The organism is Thalassotalea coralli (assembly GCF_055786205.1).
Genome location: NZ_JBVVBK010000005.1, coordinates 256,205 through 282,448 on the forward strand (window position 1 = coordinate 256,205; position 26,244 = coordinate 282,448).

17 protein-coding genes are annotated in these 26,244 nt (G+C 42.8%); 1 reads left to right on the forward strand and 16 read right to left on the reverse strand.

Annotation, left to right across the window (positions count from 1 at the left end; genetic code table 11):
* Position 1: 1 nt before the first annotated feature.
* The 15 genes from ACOB80_RS14290 to ACOB80_RS14360 form a co-directional block, all read right to left on the reverse strand.
* Positions 2–2,338 (reverse strand): baseplate J/gp47 family protein, encoded by a 2,337-nt coding sequence (locus ACOB80_RS14290; protein ID WP_473166527.1) that lies wholly within the window; start codon positions 2,336–2,338, stop codon positions 2–4.
* Complete coding sequence (locus tag ACOB80_RS14295; RefSeq protein ID WP_473166528.1) at positions 2,335–4,785, reverse strand: baseplate J/gp47 family protein; 2,451 nt, start codon at positions 4,783–4,785, stop codon at positions 2,335–2,337. The genes ACOB80_RS14290 and ACOB80_RS14295 overlap by 4 nt, the downstream gene beginning before the upstream one ends.
* A complete protein-coding gene (locus ACOB80_RS14300; protein WP_473166529.1) occupies positions 4,782–5,159 on the reverse strand; it encodes a GPW/gp25 family protein in 378 nt (125 codons plus the stop codon). The genes ACOB80_RS14295 and ACOB80_RS14300 overlap by 4 nt, the downstream gene beginning before the upstream one ends.
* Positions 5,160–5,168: 9 nt before the next feature.
* A complete protein-coding gene (locus tag ACOB80_RS14305; RefSeq protein WP_473166530.1) occupies positions 5,169–5,513 on the reverse strand; it encodes a hypothetical protein in 345 nt (114 codons plus the stop codon).
* Positions 5,514–5,589: 76 nt separating this feature from the next.
* The gene (locus tag ACOB80_RS14310) at positions 5,590–6,150 is read right to left on the reverse strand and encodes a phage baseplate assembly protein V (protein ID WP_473166531.1); all 561 of its coding nucleotides are present in this window, start codon (positions 6,148–6,150) and stop codon (positions 5,590–5,592) included.
* 21 nt (positions 6,151–6,171) lie between these two features.
* Positions 6,172–7,230, reverse strand: coding sequence for a hypothetical protein (locus ACOB80_RS14315; RefSeq protein ID WP_473166532.1), 1,059 nt, complete (start codon positions 7,228–7,230; stop codon positions 6,172–6,174).
* Between the two features lie 102 nt (positions 7,231–7,332).
* Complete coding sequence (locus tag ACOB80_RS14320) at positions 7,333–7,617, reverse strand: hypothetical protein (RefSeq protein ID WP_473166533.1); 285 nt, start codon at positions 7,615–7,617, stop codon at positions 7,333–7,335.
* Between the two features lie 9 nt (positions 7,618–7,626).
* Entirely contained in the window at positions 7,627–8,403 is a 777-nt protein-coding gene (locus ACOB80_RS14325; protein ID WP_473166534.1) for a hypothetical protein, read from the reverse strand.
* 95 nt (positions 8,404–8,498) lie between these two features.
* Positions 8,499–15,308, reverse strand: coding sequence for an eCIS core domain-containing protein (locus ACOB80_RS14330; RefSeq protein WP_473166535.1), 6,810 nt, complete (start codon positions 15,306–15,308; stop codon positions 8,499–8,501).
* Entirely contained in the window at positions 15,305–17,251 is a 1,947-nt protein-coding gene (locus ACOB80_RS14335; RefSeq protein WP_473166536.1) for an ATP-binding protein, read from the reverse strand. The genes ACOB80_RS14330 and ACOB80_RS14335 overlap by 4 nt, the downstream gene beginning before the upstream one ends.
* The gene (locus ACOB80_RS14340) at positions 17,248–18,549 is read right to left on the reverse strand and encodes a Pvc16 family protein (RefSeq protein WP_473166537.1); all 1,302 of its coding nucleotides are present in this window, start codon (positions 18,547–18,549) and stop codon (positions 17,248–17,250) included. Before ACOB80_RS14340 ends, ACOB80_RS14335 begins: the two co-directional genes overlap by 4 nt.
* 7 nt (positions 18,550–18,556) lie before the next feature.
* Complete coding sequence (locus ACOB80_RS14345; protein WP_473166538.1) at positions 18,557–19,474, reverse strand: hypothetical protein; 918 nt, start codon at positions 19,472–19,474, stop codon at positions 18,557–18,559.
* Positions 19,475–19,521: 47 nt separating this feature from the next.
* Positions 19,522–20,352 carry a T4 family baseplate hub assembly chaperone gene (locus ACOB80_RS14350; RefSeq protein WP_473166539.1) on the reverse strand — a complete coding sequence of 277 codons (831 nt, stop codon included), beginning with the start codon at positions 20,350–20,352 and terminating at the stop codon, positions 19,522–19,524.
* Between the two features lie 21 nt (positions 20,353–20,373).
* Entirely contained in the window at positions 20,374–20,874 is a 501-nt protein-coding gene (locus ACOB80_RS14355; protein WP_473166540.1) for a phage tail protein, read from the reverse strand.
* A gap of 15 nt (positions 20,875–20,889) precedes the next feature.
* The gene (locus ACOB80_RS14360; protein WP_473166541.1) at positions 20,890–23,352 is read right to left on the reverse strand and encodes a phage tail sheath family protein; all 2,463 of its coding nucleotides are present in this window, start codon (positions 23,350–23,352) and stop codon (positions 20,890–20,892) included.
* A 556-nt stretch (positions 23,353–23,908) separates the two neighbouring features.
* Between ACOB80_RS14360 and ACOB80_RS14365 the strand changes: the two genes are divergently transcribed.
* A complete protein-coding gene (locus ACOB80_RS14365; RefSeq protein WP_473166542.1) occupies positions 23,909–25,489 on the forward strand; it encodes an AbgT family transporter in 1,581 nt (526 codons plus the stop codon).
* 54 nt (positions 25,490–25,543) lie between these two features.
* Here ACOB80_RS14365 and ACOB80_RS14370 read toward each other — a convergent pair whose 3' ends face one another.
* Entirely contained in the window at positions 25,544–26,206 is a 663-nt protein-coding gene (locus tag ACOB80_RS14370) for a TorF family putative porin (protein ID WP_473166543.1), read from the reverse strand.
* Positions 26,207–26,244: the final 38 nt, after the last annotated feature.

Sequence of the window (26,244 nt, forward strand, 5' to 3'; positions counted from 1 at the left end):
TTTAACTCACCCCATTAATCGTCATTCGACTAGTTTCTGTGCCGAACACACCAAAATCGAAGTAATGATAATTTTGGGGAGAAACGCCATAACCGCGCAGTTCTCTACCATTGATTCTCAACATGGTCACAGCTTTGACACCCGAAACTTGCTCTATTCCAGCAATAATTTGGCTAAAATAAATACGACCTTCAGGCCCTAATGAATAAGGATGTATCAGTCCACTAGGTAAACTTGAAGAGGGTTGCTGATACAAAGCTTTTTGGACTTTATCAATGACTTCGCTTTCGATATAACGTTCATCAATATCAATATTAATCGCCATATTAGCAGGTTCAGCGAGCGCGTTTTTTACCTCTATAGCTGCATCGGGCTCACTGATATTTTTCAGCTTCATCAATATGCTAGGTTGCAGTTGTGCATCACCGATGTATTGGATTATCGCCCGTTTTTCAAACCGAAACTTATCCCAATAAAAACTGCCTTTTACCGCTTTAACGCCCGCTACTTGATGGGCAGCAGCTTCAAGATCTACTAAAGACACTGCGCGCCCCATAAGCAACGCACTTTTAGGTGCGAAGTGTTTTATTTCTTCTGGCGCTTCAAAGTCTCCTCCACCAAAAGCAGGTAAAACATTTTTAACTGACGTGATACCTTTTACTGGTTTTGATAATTGGTTAATAGAACCTGCAGGAGGAACATCTGCACCAGCACCATATCGATAATGTGCAACAACTTCAGCACCAGTATTTAATTTTGCACCACCGCCAAACTCAATAAAGGTATTTTCATCTTCGTCGTGTTTTACCACATAAACTTGCTGGTGCTGCCCTATTCCATAAAAGCTAGAGACTTGGTGCCACAGGATTCCGTCGACAAAGATCTCTAGTGATGAAACTAAACCGCTAGCATTTTCAGCAGCAAGATAAGTTAACGGGCTTTTTTTCAAACTAAATGATTGCCATTTTTGGCTGGCATCTCCAATACCTAGCAGTTCTCCAGTAACGGTTTCGCCTCTTGTTGCTTTGACAACATTTCCGTATAAAGAAACAGGGGCAGCAAGCGCTTCAGGCCATAATGGACTTTGATCAACAATCGCTCTCCTGCCAGCAGAATCGATGCGCCCTTTAGTTTGAATCCCCTGTAAATGTTTATCTTCTAAAACAAGGTTTTCTGTCAGCACCCTAGAACTATCATTAATATCAAGTAACTTAATTTGATCCTCTTGGCTTAGCGTGCTTTTGGTTGGAACAATAACTTTGGCAGCCTCAGCCATACCGTAGAAAGCCGTAATTTTAGCTCTATCACTACTATTAAAGTTCAAATTAGCGTGTAGGTTAAGTTCACTGACTCGGGTTTTTATATCATCGCTTTGTAACTCCGCGGACAGGTTACCTTCTAAATCTTTTACGGCAGTTGTAACACCCGATAAAATTGTCTGCTGCCTAGTATTCGCTGACGTGACTTCTCTTACTTTCAGGCTTCCCTGATTTTCAAAAAGAACGAACTCACCGGCATTGACCGGTAATCGTGAATCCATTATCACTTTATTACCGTCAAAAGGGTTATCATCGCGCCATAACGGTGCGCCATTGCCAAATGTATAAATGCGTAATTGTGAATATTTAGCCTGTGAGGGTACCGCAACAGCAGCTTTAAGCGATATTTCTACAGCCAGCTTTTTCGAGGGTAAAGAGACGGATTTAATCTGTGCAATATAAGCTGTTCTTTTGATGCCATTAAAGCACAGGACAATGGCTTGACCCGACTTAACCCTAAGACTACTAGGCTCAACAAATACGGAAGACAAATAAGACATTTCAATATCATCTTGCGGCACCCTTTCAATTTGCAGCTTATTTACTCTAGGTTCTAACCAGTAGTTAGATTCCACCTCGAAGACCTCAGGCGGGTTCCCAAAATATTCACTACTACTAAACCCTGTTAATGTGGGCAACTCTATGAGCCTGCGCCCTTGCGCTTCTACCGCTAACCACACTTGGCTAGCGATCGCAGGCCTGGGTGAATAGCCAAGCAAACTAACCAGTTTTCTAGGCGTTCCTTTTAAATAAGCTGTTCCAAGGTAGCTATTGTTACTTAACATGCTGTCGTAAAAACTCAGCACATCAAAAACATAAGCTGCCATTTCGGTTAGCATTAAGCCTAAATCTTGTCTATCACGCGCTCGCCAATGTCTAAGTTCCGGTTGACGCCCAACTGCGTCTAGCAATGACAAACGCCACTGTGGAAACATTGCCAGCGCTCTAGGAATAGTGCTAAGACCTGCATCAATATTTTGCGTTTGTGGAAATACATTATTTTCGCAAGGACAAATCATGCGCCTCCCTCCATGATTAAACGAACCGCGCCACGCTCAGGAAGTAAGCGGCTATTCGTAATATTGATAATCTCACTTACACCAACCTTAAAAATCAGCTCTGTAAAAGCCCGCCAATTAAACCAGCCTTTACGACGAATACGCATGCCATTTACTGCATGCACGCCATCTACCGATTGAATAACTGATATCAATGACGAACGCAGTAAAGGGGTGCCAAAAGTGAAATTATTGGGTGAAAAAAAGCCTGAATGACTTTGATTGCCAAACAAGGCTTTCAACACGTTAGACTTTACTTGTCCCTTATATGCATTTGCTAACACGCAAATACGAATTTCTAAGTCGATATTGGCATACACGGGTTGCTTCACGCAGACTTCCCTGCCGACTTGGCGAACTTGATTTAGTTGGTATTCAAGTGCTCGCTTCTCTTCTGTTAAAAGGTGAATATGATCTTCTGGGTCTGGCGTCACAAAAACGCTTTGCCAACTGCCGGTCCAACGAAAACTCGCGCCGGCCTGTTGCACCCAACTCAACCGCTGGGCGATTTCTTGATAATCAGCACAAGTAACCGCTCTGTGACTAACCGCTCGATATGCCTGCGGCACGTTTATTTTTATTTGTTCATTTGACTCTGGATCTCGCCCACCTGAAGCAGCAACAGGATTTGTAACACTGAGTATTCCAAGTGGCCTGCTCAGTGGTGATGCAAATTCACTTGAAAACTTGACTAAAGTGTCTCGGCTCACGTTGTCTCTAACACCATTGCCTAATCGATAACGAAGGGAGAAAATATCACCTTGATGCGGTGCTTGACCAAAGTCACCATCGCCAAATCGGATAGTAAAACCAAGACTCGTTGCGTAATCACTAAACGTAAACGTCTCACCTATTTTTTCTGCGCTAAACACTTGACGAAAGCAGCCATGTTCCAAAGAAAAAACCTTATCCGTTGGGCCTGCGACTTTTTCTCCTATCATAGTAGGAAGCCAAGCCCAATCTTCGTTAGGCTCTCGTTGTAACAAGATTTCAGGCTGTCCAGTTGAAGGGGTACTTGGGCCTTCGGCTAACCAAACCAAAGGGCTTTTATCAGAATTAGGTAAAGAAAATAGAAACTTAACGCGGCCTGTTTGTTCCTGACTATGTGTTAAATTATTATTGACACCAACACGTTCAATTGTCCGAGGTAGATCTTCATTTGCCTCGAATTGAGTTGTTGGCTCGCCAACACGGAACCTCAATGGGGCTTCACTTATAGCAGGAATAGTTGTACCTGAGGTGGCGGGAAGAAGGTTCGCTCGTACAACGAGATATCTTAAATCTATATCGTGAACTAACGGTTTATCCCACTCTATCGTAGTTACGAGTGTGTTGGTAACAGGATCGAAGCCCTGCTCTGCCGAAACAATTCTTACCAAGACACGATGTTGTGGCAGCTCAGGTGACGGTGGAATTGTCGCCAGTAAAGCCCACTTTCCTTGAGAATCGATATCTAGATCCGGTAAACATTCATTAGCAAGGTGCCCTTGCAAGGTTAATGACTGACTTCCACGAGGCAAACACGCACTGTTTTCATCCCAAATATAAGGCAGAAATTGGTTTTTATTTACTGAAAGCGCAAAGTTTTTACCTAAGTCCTTAATACCATTACCGAGCTCAAAACGAACTTGACCGTTGTTATCGGTAACGCCAGTTCCCGCAGCTAGATGTGTATCGTCAGAGACGGTGAAATCTAACCATGTTTTCGCCCCACTGCCGCTGTCTATTTGATAATCCATCAATTGAGCAAAGTGCTGTAAGCTTCTGCGTTGCGTAGCATCAGAAAAATTTGTTTCACGGTGAATGCGATCTTGCGCATAACTCATTTCATCTCCTAACGCACTGATTAACTCAACATACATCATGCCTAAATCTGCTTCGAGCCTATCTTGCCATGATGGGTATTGCTGAGAAGCAAAGTCTGTTAATACCTGTCGAAAGCTATCAAAATCTCTGGCTCGGTAATCAACAGGAAAATCTTCAGTTTCTTTTGGAGGGCATTCAGGCTCTGACTCTCGGCAGTCAAATTCAGTCGGGCAAGCAGCTTTAAAAGAAAAAACAAGATGATTGAAGAAAGAGTCTATCGACTCGTGGTTAATGGAAAACTGGTAAAAGCCAAAGCCGCCAACCTGTTCTACACGAATGTGCATTGCCGACCGATTATTTATCGTGACTAAGTGGTCGATAATGGCTACTACGGCAACTTTTTCAGGTTCAACCTTACTCAATGCAATAATTTCAATATCTTCTGCAACAATAGTCGACAAATTCGAGACAAGCGGTGCGGGTAAAGACAGATGATGATAGAAAACAAACAGCTCTATCTGGTTTGGTGTAACCTGAATAAAGTCGAGCCCAGTTATGGTTTCAGATTGACGAATTAATGCAACACGATCAGGTAAAGTCATAGCGTCACCGTTACATTGAGAAAATCTGATGTTCCGCGTGCTATAACACCATAGCGAATGTTTATCTCTAGCGTTTCATCTAAAGCATTTACAGACACTTCTTTTACGTCAATTACCGATCCCAACCAAGTATCTAGTGCTTGAAATATGGTCGATTGGGCTAACGTTGCGGCAATTTTTCCACTTGGTGAGAATACTAATCGTTTTATGCCACAGCCAAAATCGGGCCGATTGATACGTTCACCAGGCGAGGTGAACAATACTTGCAGCATTAGCTGTTTTACGTGCTGCTCAAAATTGGCCTCTTGACTAACTTCACCAAGCGGCTCATCAATAGCGAATGGATATCGTAAACTCGTAAAAGTCTCTGTCATGTCAAGCTCCTATGAGGTACTAACTACGGGTTGAGTATTGACCACCATGACGTTACCTTGCGGCGCCATGGTGGCGCCGATACATAAACCAACACTTGCGGTTGAAAGCGTAGGTAAGCCGTTAACACTATTGGTAATATCTGGCTTTACCCACACGACAGAAACACACGGGCTAGGAATGGGGGACGGCGCTGCTGGAATTTGAAATGGACATCCTGTAATAGTGAAAGTATCGCTCGCCGTTGCCAATGTTGCGCCACCAGCAGACACTTTGCTATTACTCGATGTAATTTGCACTGTACCGCCATGCGGGCATTGAAGTACTGATGCAGTTGTTATCGCTTGACCTGACATGTTGTTACCTTTTTCATTCCTATTGAAATCCGTAAAACTTGCTCGGACTTGATAAATACTTTAAATGGCGCCTGCTTTACGTCACTTTAAAAGCGCCATTGTTTACCGTAACCCCCGAAAGGCCCACCTCGACCTTTCCCGGTGCAGATTCAGAAACGACACCAGAGCCACCCACAGAATGTGTAGAAGGTCCCGCTTCTGTTAATACATCTAAAGACCATGTTGTCGTGACGTTTTGTGAATTAGTCAGCACCACTTCACCTAGCGTATCGTCAATTTTTAGTTGTGCGTTTTCTGTTTTTAAAATCCTGGTATCTGACGTCAAAACTTCACTTGGCAATTCACCATCAGCCCAAAAACAACCTGCCCAAATAGGAAAAGAGGGATCGCCACCTTCAAACTCTATCCATACACCAGCCCCAACCGGAGGAAGAAAGTAAAAACCAACATCTTGGCCAGCATAAGGAACACACGGAACTGCCCATACTGTTTCTTCACCTAAAACTGCAGGCACTTTTACTTGTAATCGCCCACGCTGACCGAGTAAGTCATTGTTGTCGACAACGACACCTCGATACTTGCCAAAGTAGTGGCTGCGTATCCAGTTTTCTATTTCCTCAAGTCGATTTATTTCCACTATTGTTCCCTCGGCAATTTACTAACCATTCCAGCCATTTCGCACTAAATCGACAGTCATTTGATGGTCTTCTTCATTAATTGAATGAACAACTTTCGACACCATATACGCACCAGAATGACGACTTCCCAGCCCAGAAATATTCACCACCGTATGCGCTCTAATCACCTTGCCTATACGTGACAGTTTCGCGGTTAATCGAGCACCGACAAACCAACCGCTTTCCATCAACACCGCATTAGCGCGCGCTGATAAATCTCCAGCGTCATCGGAGGGCACAGCTAAATGAAGCTTTCTGCTTCCTCCTACGATCTGGCTATATGGAGAAGTCGCCATATTGTTTAATGTTGAACTCTGACTTGAGCCGTCAATGTTGCCTAAATTATTTAAATCTAATTGCGACAACTCTGCCGATACCGGTCGTTCGCTGTTCCAACTCAACTCTATCGCATCGATATTGGACTCAGGCACATTAATACGAAGTTCAACTTCCGCTTCTCCGTTAACAGGAGGCGCCTTAAAGTGGCCTATGGTTACACCAGGCGCCTCTTCCGTCAGCCAGAACCAAAACCCATTACGTCGCGCTAGCTTTTTAATAAACCTTAAGTCAGTTTCACGTTGCACTAGCGCATGTTTTAAATCAGTGTGAAACGTTGCTGTTACCTCAACATCGGGCACAATGGCATATTGTGCTAATAACGCCATTACCGCAGTTGAGTCATTCATGTTTGAGCGCACAACCGCTTTATTTTCGCGATCCATTTCAACCATTTTGTCCATTCCATAGACATTAACCATTGAGCCGTCACCACCTTGTGTTATCGAGATATCTTGATGTACAACGGGGCCACTCACTAAAATGCTGGGCAAAGGGTCTCCTGGCACCACCACTGATAACAAGCTTTCAGGGCCCAGCAAAGGCTCTGACAATATCGGGAAATCTCCATCCTCGATACTCATGCCAAAAGATAATCGATATTTTGTTGGCATATTGATCCCTTCCACCACTTCAATTTCATTTGGCAATGGCATCGATGGATCAGGTAAGCCATTAGGCAAAACGGTTGCACCGAGGGACATTAATCTCTCCTCAAGCTAATAAAAAGTGCATAACGCTCGCTTACTTGTGTCATCAATATCTTCTCGCATTACTCACACCTGTCTCAAAATTCACTAACCTGTTCACTTCTGTTTTAACGCTTTGACTGGGATTTTCACTTCTCGTAGCTCAGATAAAACATCTGCAGTCATCGCATCATTTAGCTCAGCGATTCGCCAATAGCCTGTTGTATTTGATAAGTAATACGCGGCAAGGTGATCATATCTCTCCCCCTGCCGGCGTAAATGAATACCTCTCAACTCTTGACTAGGTGCAGATGCAAAAGCAGTCGCAGTAACTTCTCGTCCCCGTCCATCAGTTAACACCAGCGGTGTTGATTTCGCGTAGCGACTTTTATTGTCAAACATATCAACTCCTTAAAATGGCAACATGCCAATAATCGACTCAACACTATTTGCAAGATTAGCAGTCGCCAGTACTTCTTTTTGGCCACGAGTAAACTTGTAACAGGCTTTGGCGATTTCTACAGAAGCGCCACTAGCTGGATCGCCGCTTACTTTCACTAAATCATTTAAATCCAGCACTCTAATACCTAAACTCGCCTTCGCCCTCGTCGGATAAAGAATGGGAGAAAATTGCTGCTCTTCAATCGATAAGCTGGTAATTCGAACTGGCACAACTCTTCCTGGTCCCCAAAAAAACAACACGATTGGCACCTGTTTTCGTTCTAACTGCTCCGCAACGCCAGCGATACTTCCGGCACCACCAGGGGCTACGGAGCCAGCGACTGTTCCCATTAATCCGCCTAGTAAAGAGTCTCCGGGTGGATACATCAACATTTCAATCGCAGAGACACGATCAGCGACACCGCTAACAAAGGCAACAGGGTGAGTTTCAGGTTTTTCTAAAGCATCACTTGCATCTAGTTGTAAATCTAACGAAAAGGTTTCTTCGGGGTCATACGGTTGCGATAGCGCAAGCTTTTGCTCATCAGTCAGCGCCGCCTGTTGGGCTTGACCTTGATCATTTACCGAAACACTCCGCGTTGGTGGTTGCCACGGCTTTAAGGTGCGAGAAAACGACTCGGGGTTGTATTGAAAAACAATAATATTAGGAATAGGTATGAGCATTGGCGCGCCGAAATAAATCAGTGCTCCTTTTAACAGGTTTGGTGTCCGTGAATACCCAGTCATAACCTTTCCTCGGTTAATATTTGAACTTCGCTTTTACACACTTTACGTTTGGCATCATCACGTATCGACGACCGTCTTACTTTTCTTTTAAACATTTACCCTACCGTCCAATTCCCACTTTCCATTACTTTGTCAAAATGAGATCTTGCTCTGCCAAACACACCAATCATGTCACTTTCAGTTAATCGATAGTCTGCGGTTTGTACTCCATTTGCATTACTAATACGTGAATTGGTTGATACTTTTGCAAGGTCGTTGTAGTAGCGGCGTTCGTCATTTTTCAAACCACTTTCCAAGCGGTTTAGCATATGTGATCGCATCCATCTGTAGGTCTCAAGCATCGCATTTCCAATACCTCGCTGGACACTGGCCTTTGCCTCTGTAGTGGCCACAAGTTGGGCGAAATCACTTTCTGTCTCGCCAAACATCGCATCTCTCACTTCTCTACTCGTATTATCTTGCACTCGGTTTCTAAAATAGTTGTGTATAGTATTTCCCTGTTTAGAAGAGCCACCTTTTTCTTCGTCCGGCTCTCCAATGACATGAAGTCGCGCTTGTTGATGAGTAACTCGAGCAATGAGTAATGAAGGCATATTTCCGCCACGACCAGACCCTTTTAGCGCTTTTATTTGCAACTCAGTGCTAGCATCTTTCTTGAAGCTCTTTATACTGTCGCCATCCATTTCCAAGCCTATCCCCTTCACGGTGTTAATATGAGTAAATGCTTTGTGTCCTTTGTTAAGGTTAGAGAAATATTCTATGAGTAAATACTGCGGGACATGATGTGACTCCCGATCAGCTCCACGTTGATAGCCATCGCCATGTAAGCCCAAACGTAGCCGAGGTATACCGAGGTCTGATTTATTTTGATAAGAGGCCGTTTCATTACTTGTATCTAAATAGTAACGTTTGTTGGGTAAATCATCGGCTTCGAGTCTTTGCTGGCGAGCACCATTGATTGTAGCCGCCGCCACTAGTGCCTTTATGTCTTGTTTTATGCCATGTTTAAATCGATAGGCATTACCAACAAAAGGTTTGTTCGTTGGACCAAGTGCACCTAAATAAGACCTTGCAATCGCTCTAAAGCGTCTCTTCTCACTATCACTTGTCGCCTCATTTGGAAAGGAATTGTTGATAACTGTGTTCCAAAGTTCAGCACCAGCCCCTGCTACAGGAATACCAGGAAGATAAACATCACGAACAACAAAACCAGCAATGGGGTTGTCACGATCAAGTTCTTTGTGACGACCAGAAGTGTTTCGCTTATTCAATTGAATATCTACACGCATCCCGGTATTTGCAAATATCCAAGTATTAAGCCCTCGAGCAAAACTTCTAACAGATAAATAGTTGGAAGGGGATTGTTGATTTGACCTCGACTGCTCCTCTTTCTGCGCATTTTTCGCTATATTTTCCACCGCTTGAGTAAAGTTTCTACCCGTAAATTGCCCCCGGATTCTCGTACCTATCTCTACTTTTACCGAACTTAGATGCCCTGCAACATTAATATCTAAGCGTGAAGAATCTGCGACACGTGCACGCAACCTAGCCGCCACATTAGTCACTTGCCGACCAACCTCAGGCGCAAGAGGCGTTGCACTAGCTCGGTTTAACGTTTCATTAGCGTATGCTTGTACAGACTCATAAGAGGTAACAAAACGTAAAAAATCAATCATAAAAGCGTCATTTAAAGAAGGCTGTATACCAGAAGTGACGCCAGTCCCCGGATCGATAGGTTTAGTAGCAACTTTATCTCGCTGCGTTTGCTTTGCCACTCGCTCAGCAGCCTGCTCTCTTCTTAGGTCGAAGTTAAACCCTACACCGGGCTTACCAAGACTTGGTAAACTAGAATGACTTCCACCTAATGGTCGATTTCCTGTTTGCTGCAATACATGGGTTAATTCATGATTTAAGACGTGTTTTCCTTGAGAGCTTTCCGGGTTAATGCTTCCTGATAAAAACACATGGCTGCCTGAAGTCACTGCATCGGCACTGAATCTGCGGGTCACTTTCTCTCCAGCCCCTCCGGTGTGCAGCCGCACGTGGCTAAAGTCGTGACCAAATGATCGTTGAGCCTGTTGCCTCGATTTATCCGTCATTGGCGCACCTGAAGTCGAAGGAACGTGACCTAAAGATAGTCCTTTATAGGATTGATTAATGTAGCTGGATTTTAGGTCATCAAAGCCTTCTGCCTCTGGGGTTGCTAATGGGCTGTTTTGAGGTTGAAAAGCACTGACGGTTGGCATATCTAAATTAAGGCCGGGTACTTTATTAAAGGTAGTGACAGATTTAGTCACTAAATCTTGTTTCGCTTGTTGTAACATCGAATCAATATGCGTTCGACGCAAATCACGCCAAAGTTCATTTGGATCGGCGACCTTGCCAATCCAGTCGCCAATGGCGGTTAACAGCTTACTTTTTACATCACCTATCTCTAACAATAACAAAACAGCTCTTGCCGGATATTCAGCTTTAGCTGGCAATCTATCTATCACCAACTCAAGGACTATCTCTAAAATATCCTCCATACTAAAAATTTCATTTGGCAACTCCACTTCATTTACCGCGTTAACCATATGTTGAATCTTCGCAGGGATCTCATCTACAGCCTGATCAAAGTCTCTAACCGAGTCTGCCGCTCCTCGAATACTATCGAGGTTCATTTCATTTAGTAGTGTAATGTTTTGCTCAATTTGCTGCATTAGGTGCGCGACGATAGGCTTAGAAATTATATGCATTTGTAAGCCTCCAATTGGCCCTTGCATTTTGTATTGAAGCTTGGCAATTGAAAGGGCAATACTTTGCCCAAGATTCGTTAATGTTGTGGCTAAACGTCTTAGTTTAGCTGAAACGCCACGTCGCCTAGAAGGCCTTCTTCGCCGTCTTTGTTCTTCGTTTGGCGATGGAATTCCTTTCATTAACGTTGAGTCTGCGAATAAAAGGAATTGCCACAAGGTATCGGGTTTAAAGGCGTTATCTACCCAATTTTCAATGTTGTCAAATAGCGCAGTAGGGTCGGCAAAAAGTATATCTTTAACATCGTCAAATTCACCCGAGTTAATCATTTGTATAATAGAAACTGCAATTCTAGTTACCATGACTACTTGACCAGCTCCAGGCACTAATTCTGCGCCTTCCATCATAACTTCCATGGCGGTTTCCATGACCACCGCCATGTTTTGTAATGATCGATTAATCGCCTCTAAGGTGATGGCTTGAGAAATTTCCTTAAGCAAAACATCTGATTCGTCTTCTTTAATGTTATGAGCAACGCCATTAATTAACAGCTGAAATAATACTCTAGGCTCTCTTCTAGTTTGTTGCCCCGGTGCACTAGGCCGTATTTGCTCTCCGTCAACAAACAGAATACCCTCGCTTTCCCCAACAGGAGGATGGTAAAGAAAGTTATGAAAAACATTTAATAATCGATAGTTAATACCATTAATAATAAAGTTTGGTCCACCTACAGAGCTATCCTCCGGCTCTTGAGTATTAATAGTAAATCCTTGCCCCACGCCATATAGATACTTTTCATTAGTACTAACATTTCCTCCAAAGCCAGACTGTACCTGTAGATCAAAAGTAAAATTATCGAATGCGCTTTTTAGGGCGTTGAGATTAGCAACCTTATCATCTAGCCAACTGGCAGATGCTTTTTGCTCTTGAGATAATAACGCAGAGATTTGCTCAGGGCTTTCCTCGATATAACTTAAAGCCCGTTCAATTAAATAATAATAAGTTTGATAAATATCAAAGCGCTCTATGTCTGAAAACTTTGACAGCAACAAACCACTTATTTCCAAAAAACAGAGAGCAAAGTGAGCTTGATGATCTTCCTGCGGCTGGGTTCGGGACACTATTGTCGATATATCATCTGCCACTTGCGACGGTATGTTATAGATAAGCCCACCTCTAGGTGCAGCATCGAAACTATTTCTACGATCATAAGCGGCTAAATTCGGGCGGATATAAGCCGCAATAAATGCTTGGCGTTCATATATTGAAGCGACTTTTAGAGCATTCAGCGCAGAGTGATAAGCAGTTGTCGCTTCCTGCGATAGGTTATTGCTAAATCCAGATAAATTATCCTGAATTTGACTATCAAAGGCCGGATCTTTGTCATTTTGCCTTAATGCGTTCCACCAAGTTAACGCTTTGTCTAATAATTCTAACCACGACAGCCAACCAGCACTATTATCTGACTCTTCCGTGGTATTCGTGCTATTGGCTTCAACTTGCCCCTCACTTTCCAGTGAAGTGTCACTTGCCAACGGACTTGCCTCAATGTGCAAGCCATCTTCGAAAGTAACCGTTTGAGAATTGGCCTCTCGAGTACGCGTTTGGTAGCGCAAAATAAGTTCAAGCAAGACAGTATTTTCTTGTAATCTGGCGACAAGTTCGTCCATTTCGGGAAATGTCCAAAAGAACACTTCTTGGCGAGACATAACGCGAATTGGATCATTTAAGCTCTGAATAAACCGTCTGGTTTTGGGGTGGGATTCAATTAACTCGTCGACTCTGCCCCTATCATGTTCCTTAATTGCCAACACAATCTGATTACCCGAGACAACATATTTTCGCGGCCGTCCTACCTGTTCTCGGGTCTGCTTTTTCGCTTTACCTATCAGTGATTGTTCAGCACTAATAAACTCACGGGTAACTAACTGGTTTAAGTTATTCATTAACGCATTAAAGTACTTAGTTTGGTAAAAATCGGCTAAATTACTCGGCGTTAACGGTGCCCAGTTAGCGATAATTTGACTTGAGCTAAAATCACTCCTAATTTGATTTATTGAAACGGTTGTATCTTCCTGCCACTCACCAAGAATCGCTATTTCACTCTCTATCTGCCCCTCTTCAGTCGCAGACAAAACCGACGTGCCAATTTCCTGAATTGGTGGGTAGCCTATTGCATAACCAAAAAAGTTTAGCCAGTTTGCAACATGAAACCGGTGTTCAAGCCTTACATCGTTGCGATTTTCATTCGCTTGAGCAAATGCCATGTCATTTGAATACGAATATCTATCTAGTATCTGAATAAACTCAGCGAAGACATAAGACATCCAAGAATATAGGTACAATAGCCGATATTGCTCAGCAGATAACCTTTCGCTCTCATGCTCTGCTATATTGCTTATATAAAGCCGCAATATACGCGCCATAGGTGCTTCTACTTCACGGTAAAAAGAATATCTAAGGTCACTTACAACTGAATCTCGCCGTCTTTTATAAGCACTAGCACTTACAATTTCGGCATTCCTTCCGTCTTGATTATGAGCGCGTCCTAATAAAACACTCGATTGAATAACTATCTGTTCAAGTAATTCACTAAATTCTGCCCGTTCTCCAACTTCATTGACCAAATATTGGGCGTTACCTTGATTTAAAAAGCTTCTATCGTCTCTTCGCTGCATTTCAAGCTCAATACCTCGAGATATCAAACCAATAGCGAGATCCGCGGTAGCTACCCACCCACCACTCAAATGCTGAAGTATAAGCTGAGTTTCTGGTGTCAAATCTCTCGTCGCATGCTCAACCGCTGCCGAATGGCTTCGATTTTCCACCTCGTTTTGTTGCTCATCACCAGAAGAGGATGCTTGTTCTCCAAATAATCCCGCCCACTGCTTAAAACCTTGCGCGACGGTAAGACGTTGAGTCATGTTTAGGTGACTTTGTGAAGTGTCATCTGCAAACTCATTGGCTAACTCTGCTAATTTTCGAATACGCATTCGATCAACACGCTTTACCGCCCATAGTGTTGCAATGAAAGCTTCATTAGGTATTAATTCGTTAGACTGCTCTATGCTATCGAGGATCTGTTGTGCGGCCGATTGAAAATTCCCTCCTCCTCCTAAATTAGGAATATTACGGGTGGCACCAGTGAGATAGGTTCTCACTGTTTCAATCATTTTGGTGGGTCGCGCACCATCGAAAAAGTCATGAGAATTCCAAAGCAATCCTACATAAGGCAATGATTGTGCGGTAGAGCGTACAAGCGCTAAAAATGCTTGATAAAAATCTGCTGAATAGAAAAACGTAGACACATCGGGGTTGTTTAACAGTAATACAGTCGCAGCAACAAATTGTTCTGCCTTTTTCAGGCCATCAAATAGAGCCGCGCATAGGCGATTATTTGAGGTAACTCGCTCAAAGGAAACATCTAACACGTTTATCTTTTGTCTAGCCACAATATCGTGAGCGATAGCTGCCCAAAGGTTGTCGACTGAATTAGACGTTAAGGCTTGTCGGTGCAAGTGCAGCAACAAACTAACAAGCCTTGTATCGTCAGATCCAGAAGAAGTAGCTAAGTGTTGTGAAAGTAAGCCATCTATATCAGGCACATTTTCGGTTGATGTTAGCGGTAACTCTCGGCATTGCACTGCGCCTGTTCCAGATGACTGCATCACGCTGTGGCTAAATTTACCATGCAATCGCGGCTTAGCTGCTTGTTGAATAGTATGGGCAACTTCATGTGCCAAAATTTCCTTACCAGCTATTTCATTGGGTTTATATGAATTGGTGGAAAAATAAATATTTGCGCCAGCCGCAAAAGCTTTCGCATCTAGCTGCGCAGTAGCTAAATTTGCTGCTTCGTCATAATGGACTCTAAGCTGGTCTAAATTGACAGCAAAAGCTGATTCTAATGAGTGCTTTAAGGCATAGGGTAAACTATGGCCTCGACTGTTTGAGTTGAATTTTGCGCCAGGCTCTATGCGATTACTGAAATCAAATGTATGTTTTTTTCCAGCTATGTAGTGGTGAGCAGCCAAGTCAGCCTCCCTTTCCAACTGCTTAGCTTTCATGTCAGTGCGAGGTCTAGTTTTTGAAGGGTGTTTTAAGCCATCACCTTTCAATTTTTCTCGCTTATGTTTTAGTTTAGTGCTTTGTTTAAGCGCAAGGTTCATTGCTGACCTCCGCTTAATAGGCTCTCTAACTCTCGCTCTGATAACCCTCGGCCATCTTTAGCTAATTCACGACACAGCATTTGCCCAAATAACAAAGTAGAAACAATGCTTTGATCTCGCTTAGTCGCTAATAACGTTGACAGAGCGGCGTTTTTGATTTGTGCGCCTGTCGCTTCTATCAAAGCAAGCCGGCTTAAATCAATAGATGATATTAGCTCAGGTTGATGGTGAAAAAGAGCAGTTATGTATTGTGTCCATATTTGTTCTCGAGCTTCAAAAGTAGGTTTCGTAAACTCTACAACCTGTCTGATACGACGGCTAAATGCAGGGTCAATATTACTGCTCAAGTTCGTTGCCATAAGCACAATACCTTCGTACTCTTCTAAAGCCACCATCAAGTGACCACTATCCATGTTCAGGTAACGATCATTGGCGCTAGCAACTTCATCAACCCGTCTACCAAATAAAGCATCTGCCTCATCAAAAAATACAATCGAATTTTTCACTGCTCGGTTATCTAAAACTTTTTGAATATTTTCAATAGTTTCACCTACCCATTTACTCACTAAGCTAGACAGGTTAACTCGTAGCAATGGCTTATCCAGTTCATTGGCAATCACTTGAGCAGCCATAGTCTTTCCTGCCCCAGGAGGTCCGGAAAATAAGGCAACGACGCCTCGCCCTTGAGGAAAATACTTTGAAATTTTCTCATCTTGCCAAAGCAAGTGCTTTTCTTTGGCTTCGAAGATGACTTCTTTTAGCTGACGTTTCACTAACTTTGGCAATACCAAGTCTTGCCACGAATATTCGCTAGCAATCGGCTGAACAAGTGAATCTAGGCGTTCTTGAAAATTGCTCTCGATTAATTGGTTTAATTGCTGAAACGATTGTGGATTGGAATTTAGAGTCTCAATAACTAAGGTTGTATTAAAATCACTCTTCATAGAAAAACGATGTGCATCTTTTTTTGACCAGTTCTTGGCTTCAGGTAGACATGCATAAAGTATTGATAATCGATGTTTCGGCGTTAGTTCAGGCAATTTACAACGAATCACCTTTGTGCTTCTATCTAAACTAGCTAGATAAGGCATGTCATTTGCCGTATTCACCTCGATTTTGGTGTTCTCCCTGTCTCCGTTTGTATTTAGAATAAATTGAACAGGGAAAAATGATCGTTTAATTTCCCGGCAGCGGTTCATCAACGGCTTCATAAAACAAGGTGCTTCATAGTTTAAAAAAGCATTCTTTTGAACTTTATAAGCATAAGATGATAAATTAGGTAGCTCTTCGGCAAATTGATAAAGACAAACGCTTATTCCTAAGTGCTTTCCAAGAGCAGCGATATAAGCGAGAGCTAACGCCTTGTCATTGCTCTCTACTTCAACTTGAACCCTGGTCCCTTCTGCTAAAGTTTCCTCTATTTGTTTGACCCTCGACTCAATTTGCCACGTTGGCAGAACAATAAGAGTGAACAAAGGCTGACGATAGCTAAGTAAAGAGGTATCAACATAGCTATGACCTTCGAGCCAATGAACGAGTTTGGAGTCTAAAGATAAATGAATAAATCCATCTTCAAGTTCATGTTGACGAATTAGGGACCAATAAATCAACGGACAATCAGGTGAAAACCTATAAATGGCGCGATTTGATAATAAACGTGACAGTATTCGAGGTGATATGCATTTTGTAGAGGATGTGTATTCGCTAAATTGAGTAGCTAATTCTGGTTCGTACAAACAATTCCAAAGTACCGCTAAGACAAGAACTTCAAAGGGCGACAGATCAAATAATTGTGATAACTTGTTAAGTTGTGGTGCATTAGTTAGCTCTATCGAGTCTTGTTGTTGATTCAAGTAATTTACAATTAACTGCAAAGCATCTTCTCTCTCAGAAGAAAAAGTACGGCTTGCTTTATCACTTTTCGCGCCCTTGGCTATATTCATGGCACTTCCACCCATTGAGGTGAAGACTCAACGCCATTAACCATTAAACGAACAGGTAGAAAACTACCGGTGGCAACACCTGCCGGCAAAGTAAACACTATCTTGTCTGTATCAACATTCGGCGCCGCAGGAGTGTGAAACTGGCCTTGCCCGGGGGGGGTAGCATTCGTTCTTTGCAATCGTTCACTGCCAATAAACAGCATTAGGGCATCATTGGTAATTAAATGTGGCTCAAATCCATTCACCTGAATTTGAAATCCAGCCGCATGAGCTGTAATTGCGAGAATACTTGGGGAAATTGCAAAAGCGACTTGGTTTGATATCTTAGAAAACTCGCGATATTCACCACTTTGCAAACGCTTTCTATCAACAATCTCAACGATAGCACCATATATTCCCGGCAAAATACTCTGAGCCATAATGCTTGGCTGTACCGTTACGCTAAGCTCATTACTGTTAGTTTCTAACCCCCATGCACCATCAACAGCAATTGGTTCAATAAAAGCTTGATGTGTTAGCAGCAAGCGGGTTTGACTATCGCCCCTTAAATGACTGCCATTAACCATTAGCTTATCACCCACAGCTACTTGAGCAGGCGAGTGTTCTATCTGTCGAACTTCCGATTCCCCAGGAATAGTAAAAGTTATATGGCTAATAATTGAATGAATTAAAGGCTGATTTTTTACAAAACTGTGTACGCCTACAGCCAACACTCTTCCAGCAGAGGCTTGAAGTTGCTCAGGCTCAAGTAAAACAGCATCTACTTCATAGAATGCAGAAAGTCTGGCAGAAAGTGTTCCTGCCTGCCAATACTCAGACGCCTCGTTAACTGGTGTAGGTCGAAGTGTTATTCTAAGAAAGTTGTCTCTTCCTCTTAGTGCCAGAGGCATCGCCAGCACAGGTCCCCCAACCGAATCGACTGTGGTTGTGTCATTAATCATGGGTAGTTCATGCAAGGTTTTAAGTGCTAACCCCATGGTTAATTGGTCTGCATATGCCCTATCTTGTAAGTCGTTAATGTTACTTCGCGGAGTGAGAATGTAATAAAGAGTTAGTCCCATTGGCTTATATTGCAATGGAGCATGTGCGCTCGTTTGCCAGTCTTGCCCTTTGGTGTGAGCCGTTTCTTTGACGTGATAAAGGTAAAAGCTAACCGCATGATTACCACTAACTGAGTCAGGCGGTGCAGCAGACACGGTTAGTTGCGTTGCTAGCGGCCAATCTGGATACGTAGGCAAGCGCGACTCCAATATAGTCACGATTGTCTGTGTTATTTGACTTAAATCTAACAATGCCATAGTTAGCTCATAATTGGCTAATGCCCAAATAAGGAGAGCCTGCACTGGCGTCTTTTACTCGGCTCACTGTTTTATCGTCACTGCCTACATACACCAGGCGTTGCTCGTAAATTACTTGATGCTCAGCTTTGGTAGACGTATTTGTTGAATGTTTAAGTGACGTGTGAACTTCCTTTTCAATCTCTTGAATAACGACTCGTTTGATTTCTTGCTTTTGAGGCTCTGACAGTTGCTGTGCCGAAGTCGTGTTCACGCTTGGGTCTGAACTATATTCAGGCGTAATTTCTACTGGCTTACCATCACGAATAGCCGGTGCCGTGACTTTCTTAAACTCATCTTTTAATGGAGTTTCTAGGACAGAACCACTCTTATCGTGCAATGTCGAAGGCTCGCACTGAGGTTGAATTTCTTTCTTTAATAATGACTTGGCACCAGTTTTTTGTGATTCTTGTGTTTGACTAGGTGTGGACTTTTTAATGCTACTCTCGGCTGACTCTATAAACGGTGCCATCATTTGATCTACGACTGACAAATGATGGCTTTCATTAAGAAAGTCTCGATTTTCTGATACACCTTTCTTACTGTTTCCATCTACCGAAGTTTGATTAAGCTTTTGCTCTCGTCCACTTTTAGCATGCAATACTGAACCAGCCTCTTCTAACTTTTTGCCAGCTTTAAGCTGATAAAAATCGCCATCTTGTACTTTAATAGTATGTGTTGAATCACTAGGTAATGTTTCAACTTGGTTTTCACCTGTACCTTGACTAGTGCCTGTTTCGTTGTGCGGTATTGCCACATCATTATTCGACTCTGGCCAAACCTTAGGTTCAATTTTTTCAGCAAGGAAAGGATCATCGAATCGAGAACTTAGGTTCTTCATTGGCTGGGCGAGCGCTCTTCTTGTCAACTTTTCAAAATAATTCATTACCCTTCCTTTAAAACAAAACCTTGAATTGCCTTTTCCAACTGCAATTAATGAGGCCTTTCTAAAATTTCAATCATCGACTTTCTTGTGCTTCGCGGCATAGATAAAATGTCATGCAATGACCATCCATAATTTGCTGCAATAACATGCACTTCAGATAACGTTAGCTTTTTTTCATTGATAAGCCGTTGCAAAAGATATCGTTGAAGATCAAATTCAGCTTGATGCAATGTGCCGCATTCCGGGCAAGTCGCATCCATTTCGACATCGATAATGGGCGCAATTTTCTCAAGTAAAGCTTCATATTCGGCAATAGATTGGCGCGATATGTTTAATGCTTCTCGCAACTCTTGCTCACTAAAAACCTTTCCATTAAGGGCAACTTGGTGCTCAAACTTAGCGGTAGGCAAATCAATGCTTTCGGTGTAAATACTGGTGTCGAAGTTAATTTCAGGTTCACCCGCGTTTTCCTGATTAAACTTAACTGTTGCGTTTTTGGTTACCTTGAAGGGTAAAGTATCTAACCATATATGCTCTTGAAGCTGAGACAGGTTAAAAGACAAGTCAAACACCTGAGTACAAGCAACACAAGTGATTGACGAGACAATGCGGTCGCCAAAGCACTGCCTATGCAAAGCCGCCAATAATAGATCTCTATCTGAGGCCGTTAACAACTCGACATCTAACCTTTGATAAAGCGTTGAGGATTGCTTGTCCTTTTTTGAGTTTATATCGAACAATGAAGACAGTAATTTAGAAGCGCTTAACGTATCAACCCCCGTAACCGATAGCTCAATGGCACCAGTTATTTCAGGCATAGAAAACACCATATGCTGCTCAGTTTGTTCTTGATAAAATCGCAAATTGACCTTTTCCATAAGATATTCAGTCTTTGACTATTAAGTTTCTGCTGGCTCGGCAACGTCAGTGTCACGTTCCCAGCCTTCATTTTGTAAAACCATGGTTTCTATAGCGATGGCGTTACCATTGGCGTCAAGCTCAGGAAGCGCCTGAAATTCTGACACCCAGCAACGATAAACTTTGTACGCTTTAGCAACACTGCCTTGTTCATTGAGTAATTCTATAATCAGATCTTTGCGGAAATCTTTTAACGAGATTGCAGCATCACCATCGGTGTTGTTTACCATATTTGCCCATTGTTCAAAGGCGAGATCGTGAGTAATACCACGCTCTAGAGTAATAGCTTCCGTTTTACTGGTTCCGGGGCTTCTTCTAGGTACACTAGGGTCTCCACCTTCTCTATGCTCTACCACTTCAGTTGTTCGTTTTAATGCGGAAATTTTTGCCACTCCAGCCACATAAATTCCATCCCATTTAATTCGAAACTTCATATTTTTATATGGGTCGAAACGATGAGTGTTTACCGTAAATTGCGCCATGAGATTTATTCCTTGTTAAACTTGAACTTGTCCAGCTATTTGCTGTAAATGAAGCACAACAAACTCCGCTGGTTTAAGTGGTGCAAAACCTACGTGAATATTGACAATGCCAAGGTTTCTGTCATTTTGCGTTGTCGTGGTAGCATCACACGACACCGAATAGGCTTCTTTTGGCGTTTGTCCTTGAAAGGCTCCTTGGCGAAACAAATTATGCATAAAGGCGCCAACATTAAGACGAATTTGCGACCATAATGGCTCGTCATTCGGCTCAAAAACAGCCCATTTTAATCCCCTATAAAGTGATTCCTCGATATACAGCGCCGTACGAACTATAGGTAAATACTTCCATTCTGAACCAAAGCCATCATCACCATCCATAGTGCGCCCGCCCCAACTGACAATCCCGTTAGGGAATAAACGAATGTTATTGATGCCTCTAGGATTCATCACACCGTTTTCACCATCTGAATGCTTGTATTGCACGCCAACAACACCACGCAAATCAGCTTCAATTCCAGCGGGAGCTTTCCATACTCCTCTAGTACCATCTATTCGAGAAATTAAACCCGCGATGGCACCTGCAGGGCCAACATTGACCTCTTTAGTGTTATCAATCATGGTGACATTAGGGTAAAAAACCGCCGCTCGGTTTTTCACTAAACCAACCCTAAGCGAATTAACGCCAATCGCGGCATCGGTTGCAGATTGAGGGTCTGTCCAGTTATCTGGTGGATCTATCAATAAGAAGGCTCGACGTTTTTGGCAAAATACAGATGCTGGCCCCCAAAGCTGTCGCGTTTCAGAGTCACTGTTATCATGATCTAGAGGAAGAACTAATAGATTGAACAAATCAACTTGGCTGTCGATGATTCGGTAAGCATCTTCATAGTCAGCTAGCAAAGGCTTTGTACCATCATTTCCCGCTAAGCCCGGTGTTTGAAATTGCGCTAGACCTCCAGCACCTAAAGAGTAAAAACGGGTATTATTGGTTACGTTTGCAGAAATAGCTGGGCCGGCGCCGCCACCGAGTAAGGTGCTAATATTGACAACAAAATTGTCGCCACCCGACATAGGAGTTATGGCAAGTCGATTTCCCCATACCTTCGCTGTATATCGAAAGCTTGGATCTGCGAGTGCCGCACTGTTAATCGCAGAGGCAATAATGGCATACTTTTCTGCAACACCACCGCGGCCGTCATTTTGATCAGTAGCATTAGCGTCTTGATACATTCTCGCATCAGTAACACCAATACCTGACGTGGTAATATCATAAACACCTGCCGCCACGTCGATTTCAGTTCCATCTATGACAATTCGATCAAATGCATTTTGTGCTAAGCTGCCAAATGCTACATAGTCTTCCAGAGAGGTGACGTTGCCGGTTGGTGCTGGCCTAGCGAGAGAATACTGGCCTACTTCAATACCTCCTTGCCCCGTTCCAAGCATTAATGGTACCGCTAAGTCATGAGACAAAGCGGGCTCTATTAGCACATTGCCATTAGCAGAGGTAATTCGTAAATAACTGGTAAATGCATTATCTTGACCTGCCGGCCCAGCAGGCCCTACAGGCTCTGCGGGATATACATAGGGACCATTATTTAGATCTGGAATAGCTACCGAGACAACCGAACCTGTACCTGACAAAATGTCATTATTTATCAGGTTTTCAATGCGTTGAGCTAAATTGTCGACAGCGTTAGCATCAGTATCCAAGGGCAAGGGGTGGCCCGCATCGGTAAAGTCCAAACTAGACAAGTCAACTTCTCTAGGTGACATACCATCGACACTTAACATAAAGCGATTAGTGCTTACCGCTGCACCAAGCTTAGCCATCCACTGAGAACGGAAAACAGCATTATCTGCTGCAGAAACAGCAAAACCTGACTGAGAATATCCACTAACCGGTGCAACGCCTAAATTGGCCGCTGTGACTAATTGTGAATCACGATTAATAACGTCGACCACATACCTTGCATCATTCTCATCCATCGAAAGGTTAACGTGAGTTTCCGCTAAAGATTCAACCAGAGCTCCCGATGAGTTTTGTTCCCAACGAAACAGGGTTAAATTAAAAGTGACTTCGGGCAGTGACGTATCATAATCAACCATCGCGCGAATGCTATCGCCAAAGAGTCCCTGAGATTTTGCCGTTAGTTGCAACGTATCGGCATTAGCTTCGTTTTGTAGCGTCACTTCTGAGGCTCTTGCTACCGTCATATCGGCTATCCGCATGACATAACACTGACTCCCACCATTGGTGAAAAACAGTTTAACTGAACGAGCTAAGTCACTGCTGGCAAACTCAGAGGAAAACGTGCGCTCAAAGTCGTTGTAGCTTAAGCATAGAATAGGTTTGTTTAACTCACCTTTCTTTGCCCTACCTAGAAACATAGCAATAGACGTACTGACACCTGCAATAGTACGAACACCGCTAGGCACTTCTTTTATATAAACACCTGGATAAGATACATTTGACATTAGTTATTGGCTCCTAACATAACGCGCGTAACAGAGCGATGGAGGATAACTCGAGCTCCATCTCGAATTTATAAACGAACAACTACCGTGAAAATCAAATGGAATTGCGTTGCTGTGTTTATATAGAACATATAGCCAATACAACGCCTTACAAACAGCACACAATTAATATGCGCGCCTAGCAAGAGACTACAAAACGACAGGAAAACGATCTAAAACCGACAGAACATTAGCTACTTGGCGGATACCTTTAATAGCGTTTTCAATTGTCCAAATAAATATATGCAATTAAGTTCAGAGTGAAAATAGGTAAAAATATCGATCCAATATCTACATACTCCTTAGCTACATTGGCTTATTTGTTTAAAACAAATTAACTAGTTCTTTAGAACTAATCATTTTGTCACTAAAGAGGTGAACCTTATTAGCTGATGATCGAAAATATCAGCAAGGTAAGATTTGGTATTTTCGACTGTCACTGTATAATGCCTGCAAATTTAAATTTAAGCTAAGCGTTAGTTCGTGATAAGACTTAGCACAATAAAGGCGTTAATTTATGACTTCAGTTGCAAGGCAGCCGATAGAGAAAAACGGTTGGTTCAATCGTTTTTTGTCAACGGTTGAATTTCTCGGAAACCTCCTTCCGCACCCAATAACTTTATTTGCGATGTTCTGTTTATTTATCATTGTTTTCAGTGGCGTAGCAGACTTTTTTGGTTTAAGTGCAATCGACCCTAGACCTGTTGGTTCTGCCGGCCGTGATCCTGATGGCGTTATCGAAGTCGTTAGCTTAATGAGTGCTGAAGGTTTGCAAAAAATCTTCGCTGGCCTTGTTACTAACTTTACCGGTTTTGCGCCATTAGGCACGGTATTAGTCGCGCTATTAGGTGTAAGTGTGGCCGAACATTCAGGCTTATTATCTGCTTCATTGCGCGGAATGGTAATGGGCGCCTCAGAGCGTTTAGTTACTTTTATGGTGGTGTTTGCCGCAATACTTTCTAATACTGCTTCCGAGTTAGGTTATATCGTTCTTATCCCACTTGCTGCCATGATATTCCACAGTTTAGGGCGTCATCCATTAGCTGGTTTGGCGGCAGCATTTGCAGGTGTTTCAGGTGGTTACAGTGCTAATTTATTCTTAGGTACTATCGACCCGCTTCTTTCTGGTATTACGACAGCAGCAGCGCAATTAATTGACCCAACATACCAAGTTGGCCCAGAAGCTAACTGGTTCTTTATGATTGTGTCGACATTCCTAATTGCAATCTTAGGTACGATTATTACTGAAAAAGTGGTTGAACCACGCTTAGGTAAATATGACGATTCAGAAGCGAGTGAAGAGCTAGTATCAGATATTCAACCATTAACCGCACTTGAGAAAAAAGGCTTAAAGTGGGCGGGATTGGCTATGCTTGCGGTAGCAGGTATTTTGTCGTTAACGATTATTCCTGATGATGGCATTTTAAGGCACCCTGAAACTGGTGCCATTTCTGGTTCACCTTTCTTAAAAGGTATTGTTGTCGTGATCTTTATTGTTTTTGCGATACCAGGATTTGTTTACGGTAAAGTTGTAGGCACAATGAAGAACGACCGCGATGTTATCGACGGCATGAGTAAAGCAATGGGGTCGCTAAGTCTTTACATTGTACTTGTATTCTTCGCTGCGCAATTTGTCGCTTTCTTCAAGTGGACCAATCTTGGCACTATCATGGCGATTAATGGTGCAGAGTTGTTACAAGCACTGAGCCTAACAGGCCCAGAAGTGTTTGTTCTATTTATCTTTATGTGTGCCTTGATTAACTTAAGCTTAGGCTCTTCGTCTGCACAATGGGCTGCTACAGCGCCTATTTTTGTTCCTATGTTAATGTTGATTGGCTATGCACCAGAAACTATTCAAGCGGCGTACAGAATTGGTGATTCTGTAACCAACTTGATTACCCCCATGATGAGTTACTTTGGCTTGATATTAGCGGTAGCTACCAAATATAAGAAAGATATGGGAATAGGTACTTTGGTTGCGACAATGCTGCCATACAGCATTACCTTCTTTATTGGCTGGGTTGTGTTGTTCTATGTGTGGGTATTCGCCTTTGGCTTACCGGTAGGGCCAGGTTCACCTGTTTACTACACACCGTAACGTTAAATCTTAGCGTCAAAAGCAGTTATCAAAACTGCTTTTGACGTGGCTCTATTAAAACGAATAGCTCATCCCTACCACAAATCGTAAATCAGCAGTATCATCGTCATCAATGTCGGTATTGGTAAGCCCTGCTGATAACTCTACACTCTGCACTTCTTTTGAAGCAAAAACGCTATAGTCAATATATTCGCTACCATCAAATGCATCGCCAAAGCTATAACCAATTTGCATAGAAAGATTAATGTCTTCAAAAATCCCCATGTCGTAAGCCACACTTACATACTGAGCTGATTCATCTGATTGCGCAAAATCGTCAGCGTAACCAAGTGTAAAAGTGAAATCTTTATAATAGCCATTAGCAATGAGCTCACCATAATCAATTTCATCGGCACTTGAATAGCCTGTGTATGTGTAATAAACGTAATATACGTCAAATGAAAAAGACGAATTAACTTCACCGGCATAACCTAGCGTAAAATCTACCTCTGCATCTGCGTCATCGCCAAAATCGACATTAGAGCCCCAGACACCAGCGAAAAAGCCACTACGATGTTCATAGTCAGCGGAGAGCTGCACTGCAGGATGACTATCCGTTTGGCTTACACCTCGAAACATATAGTCTGACACAACAGTTGCTGAAAAACTCATGTCAGCAAAAGCCTTTACTGGTAATGAGCATGCCAACACAATCAAAGATAAACGTAATCGCTTCATAAGTGTTTTCCTTTCTAAAATTAGTATTTCCAGCCTTT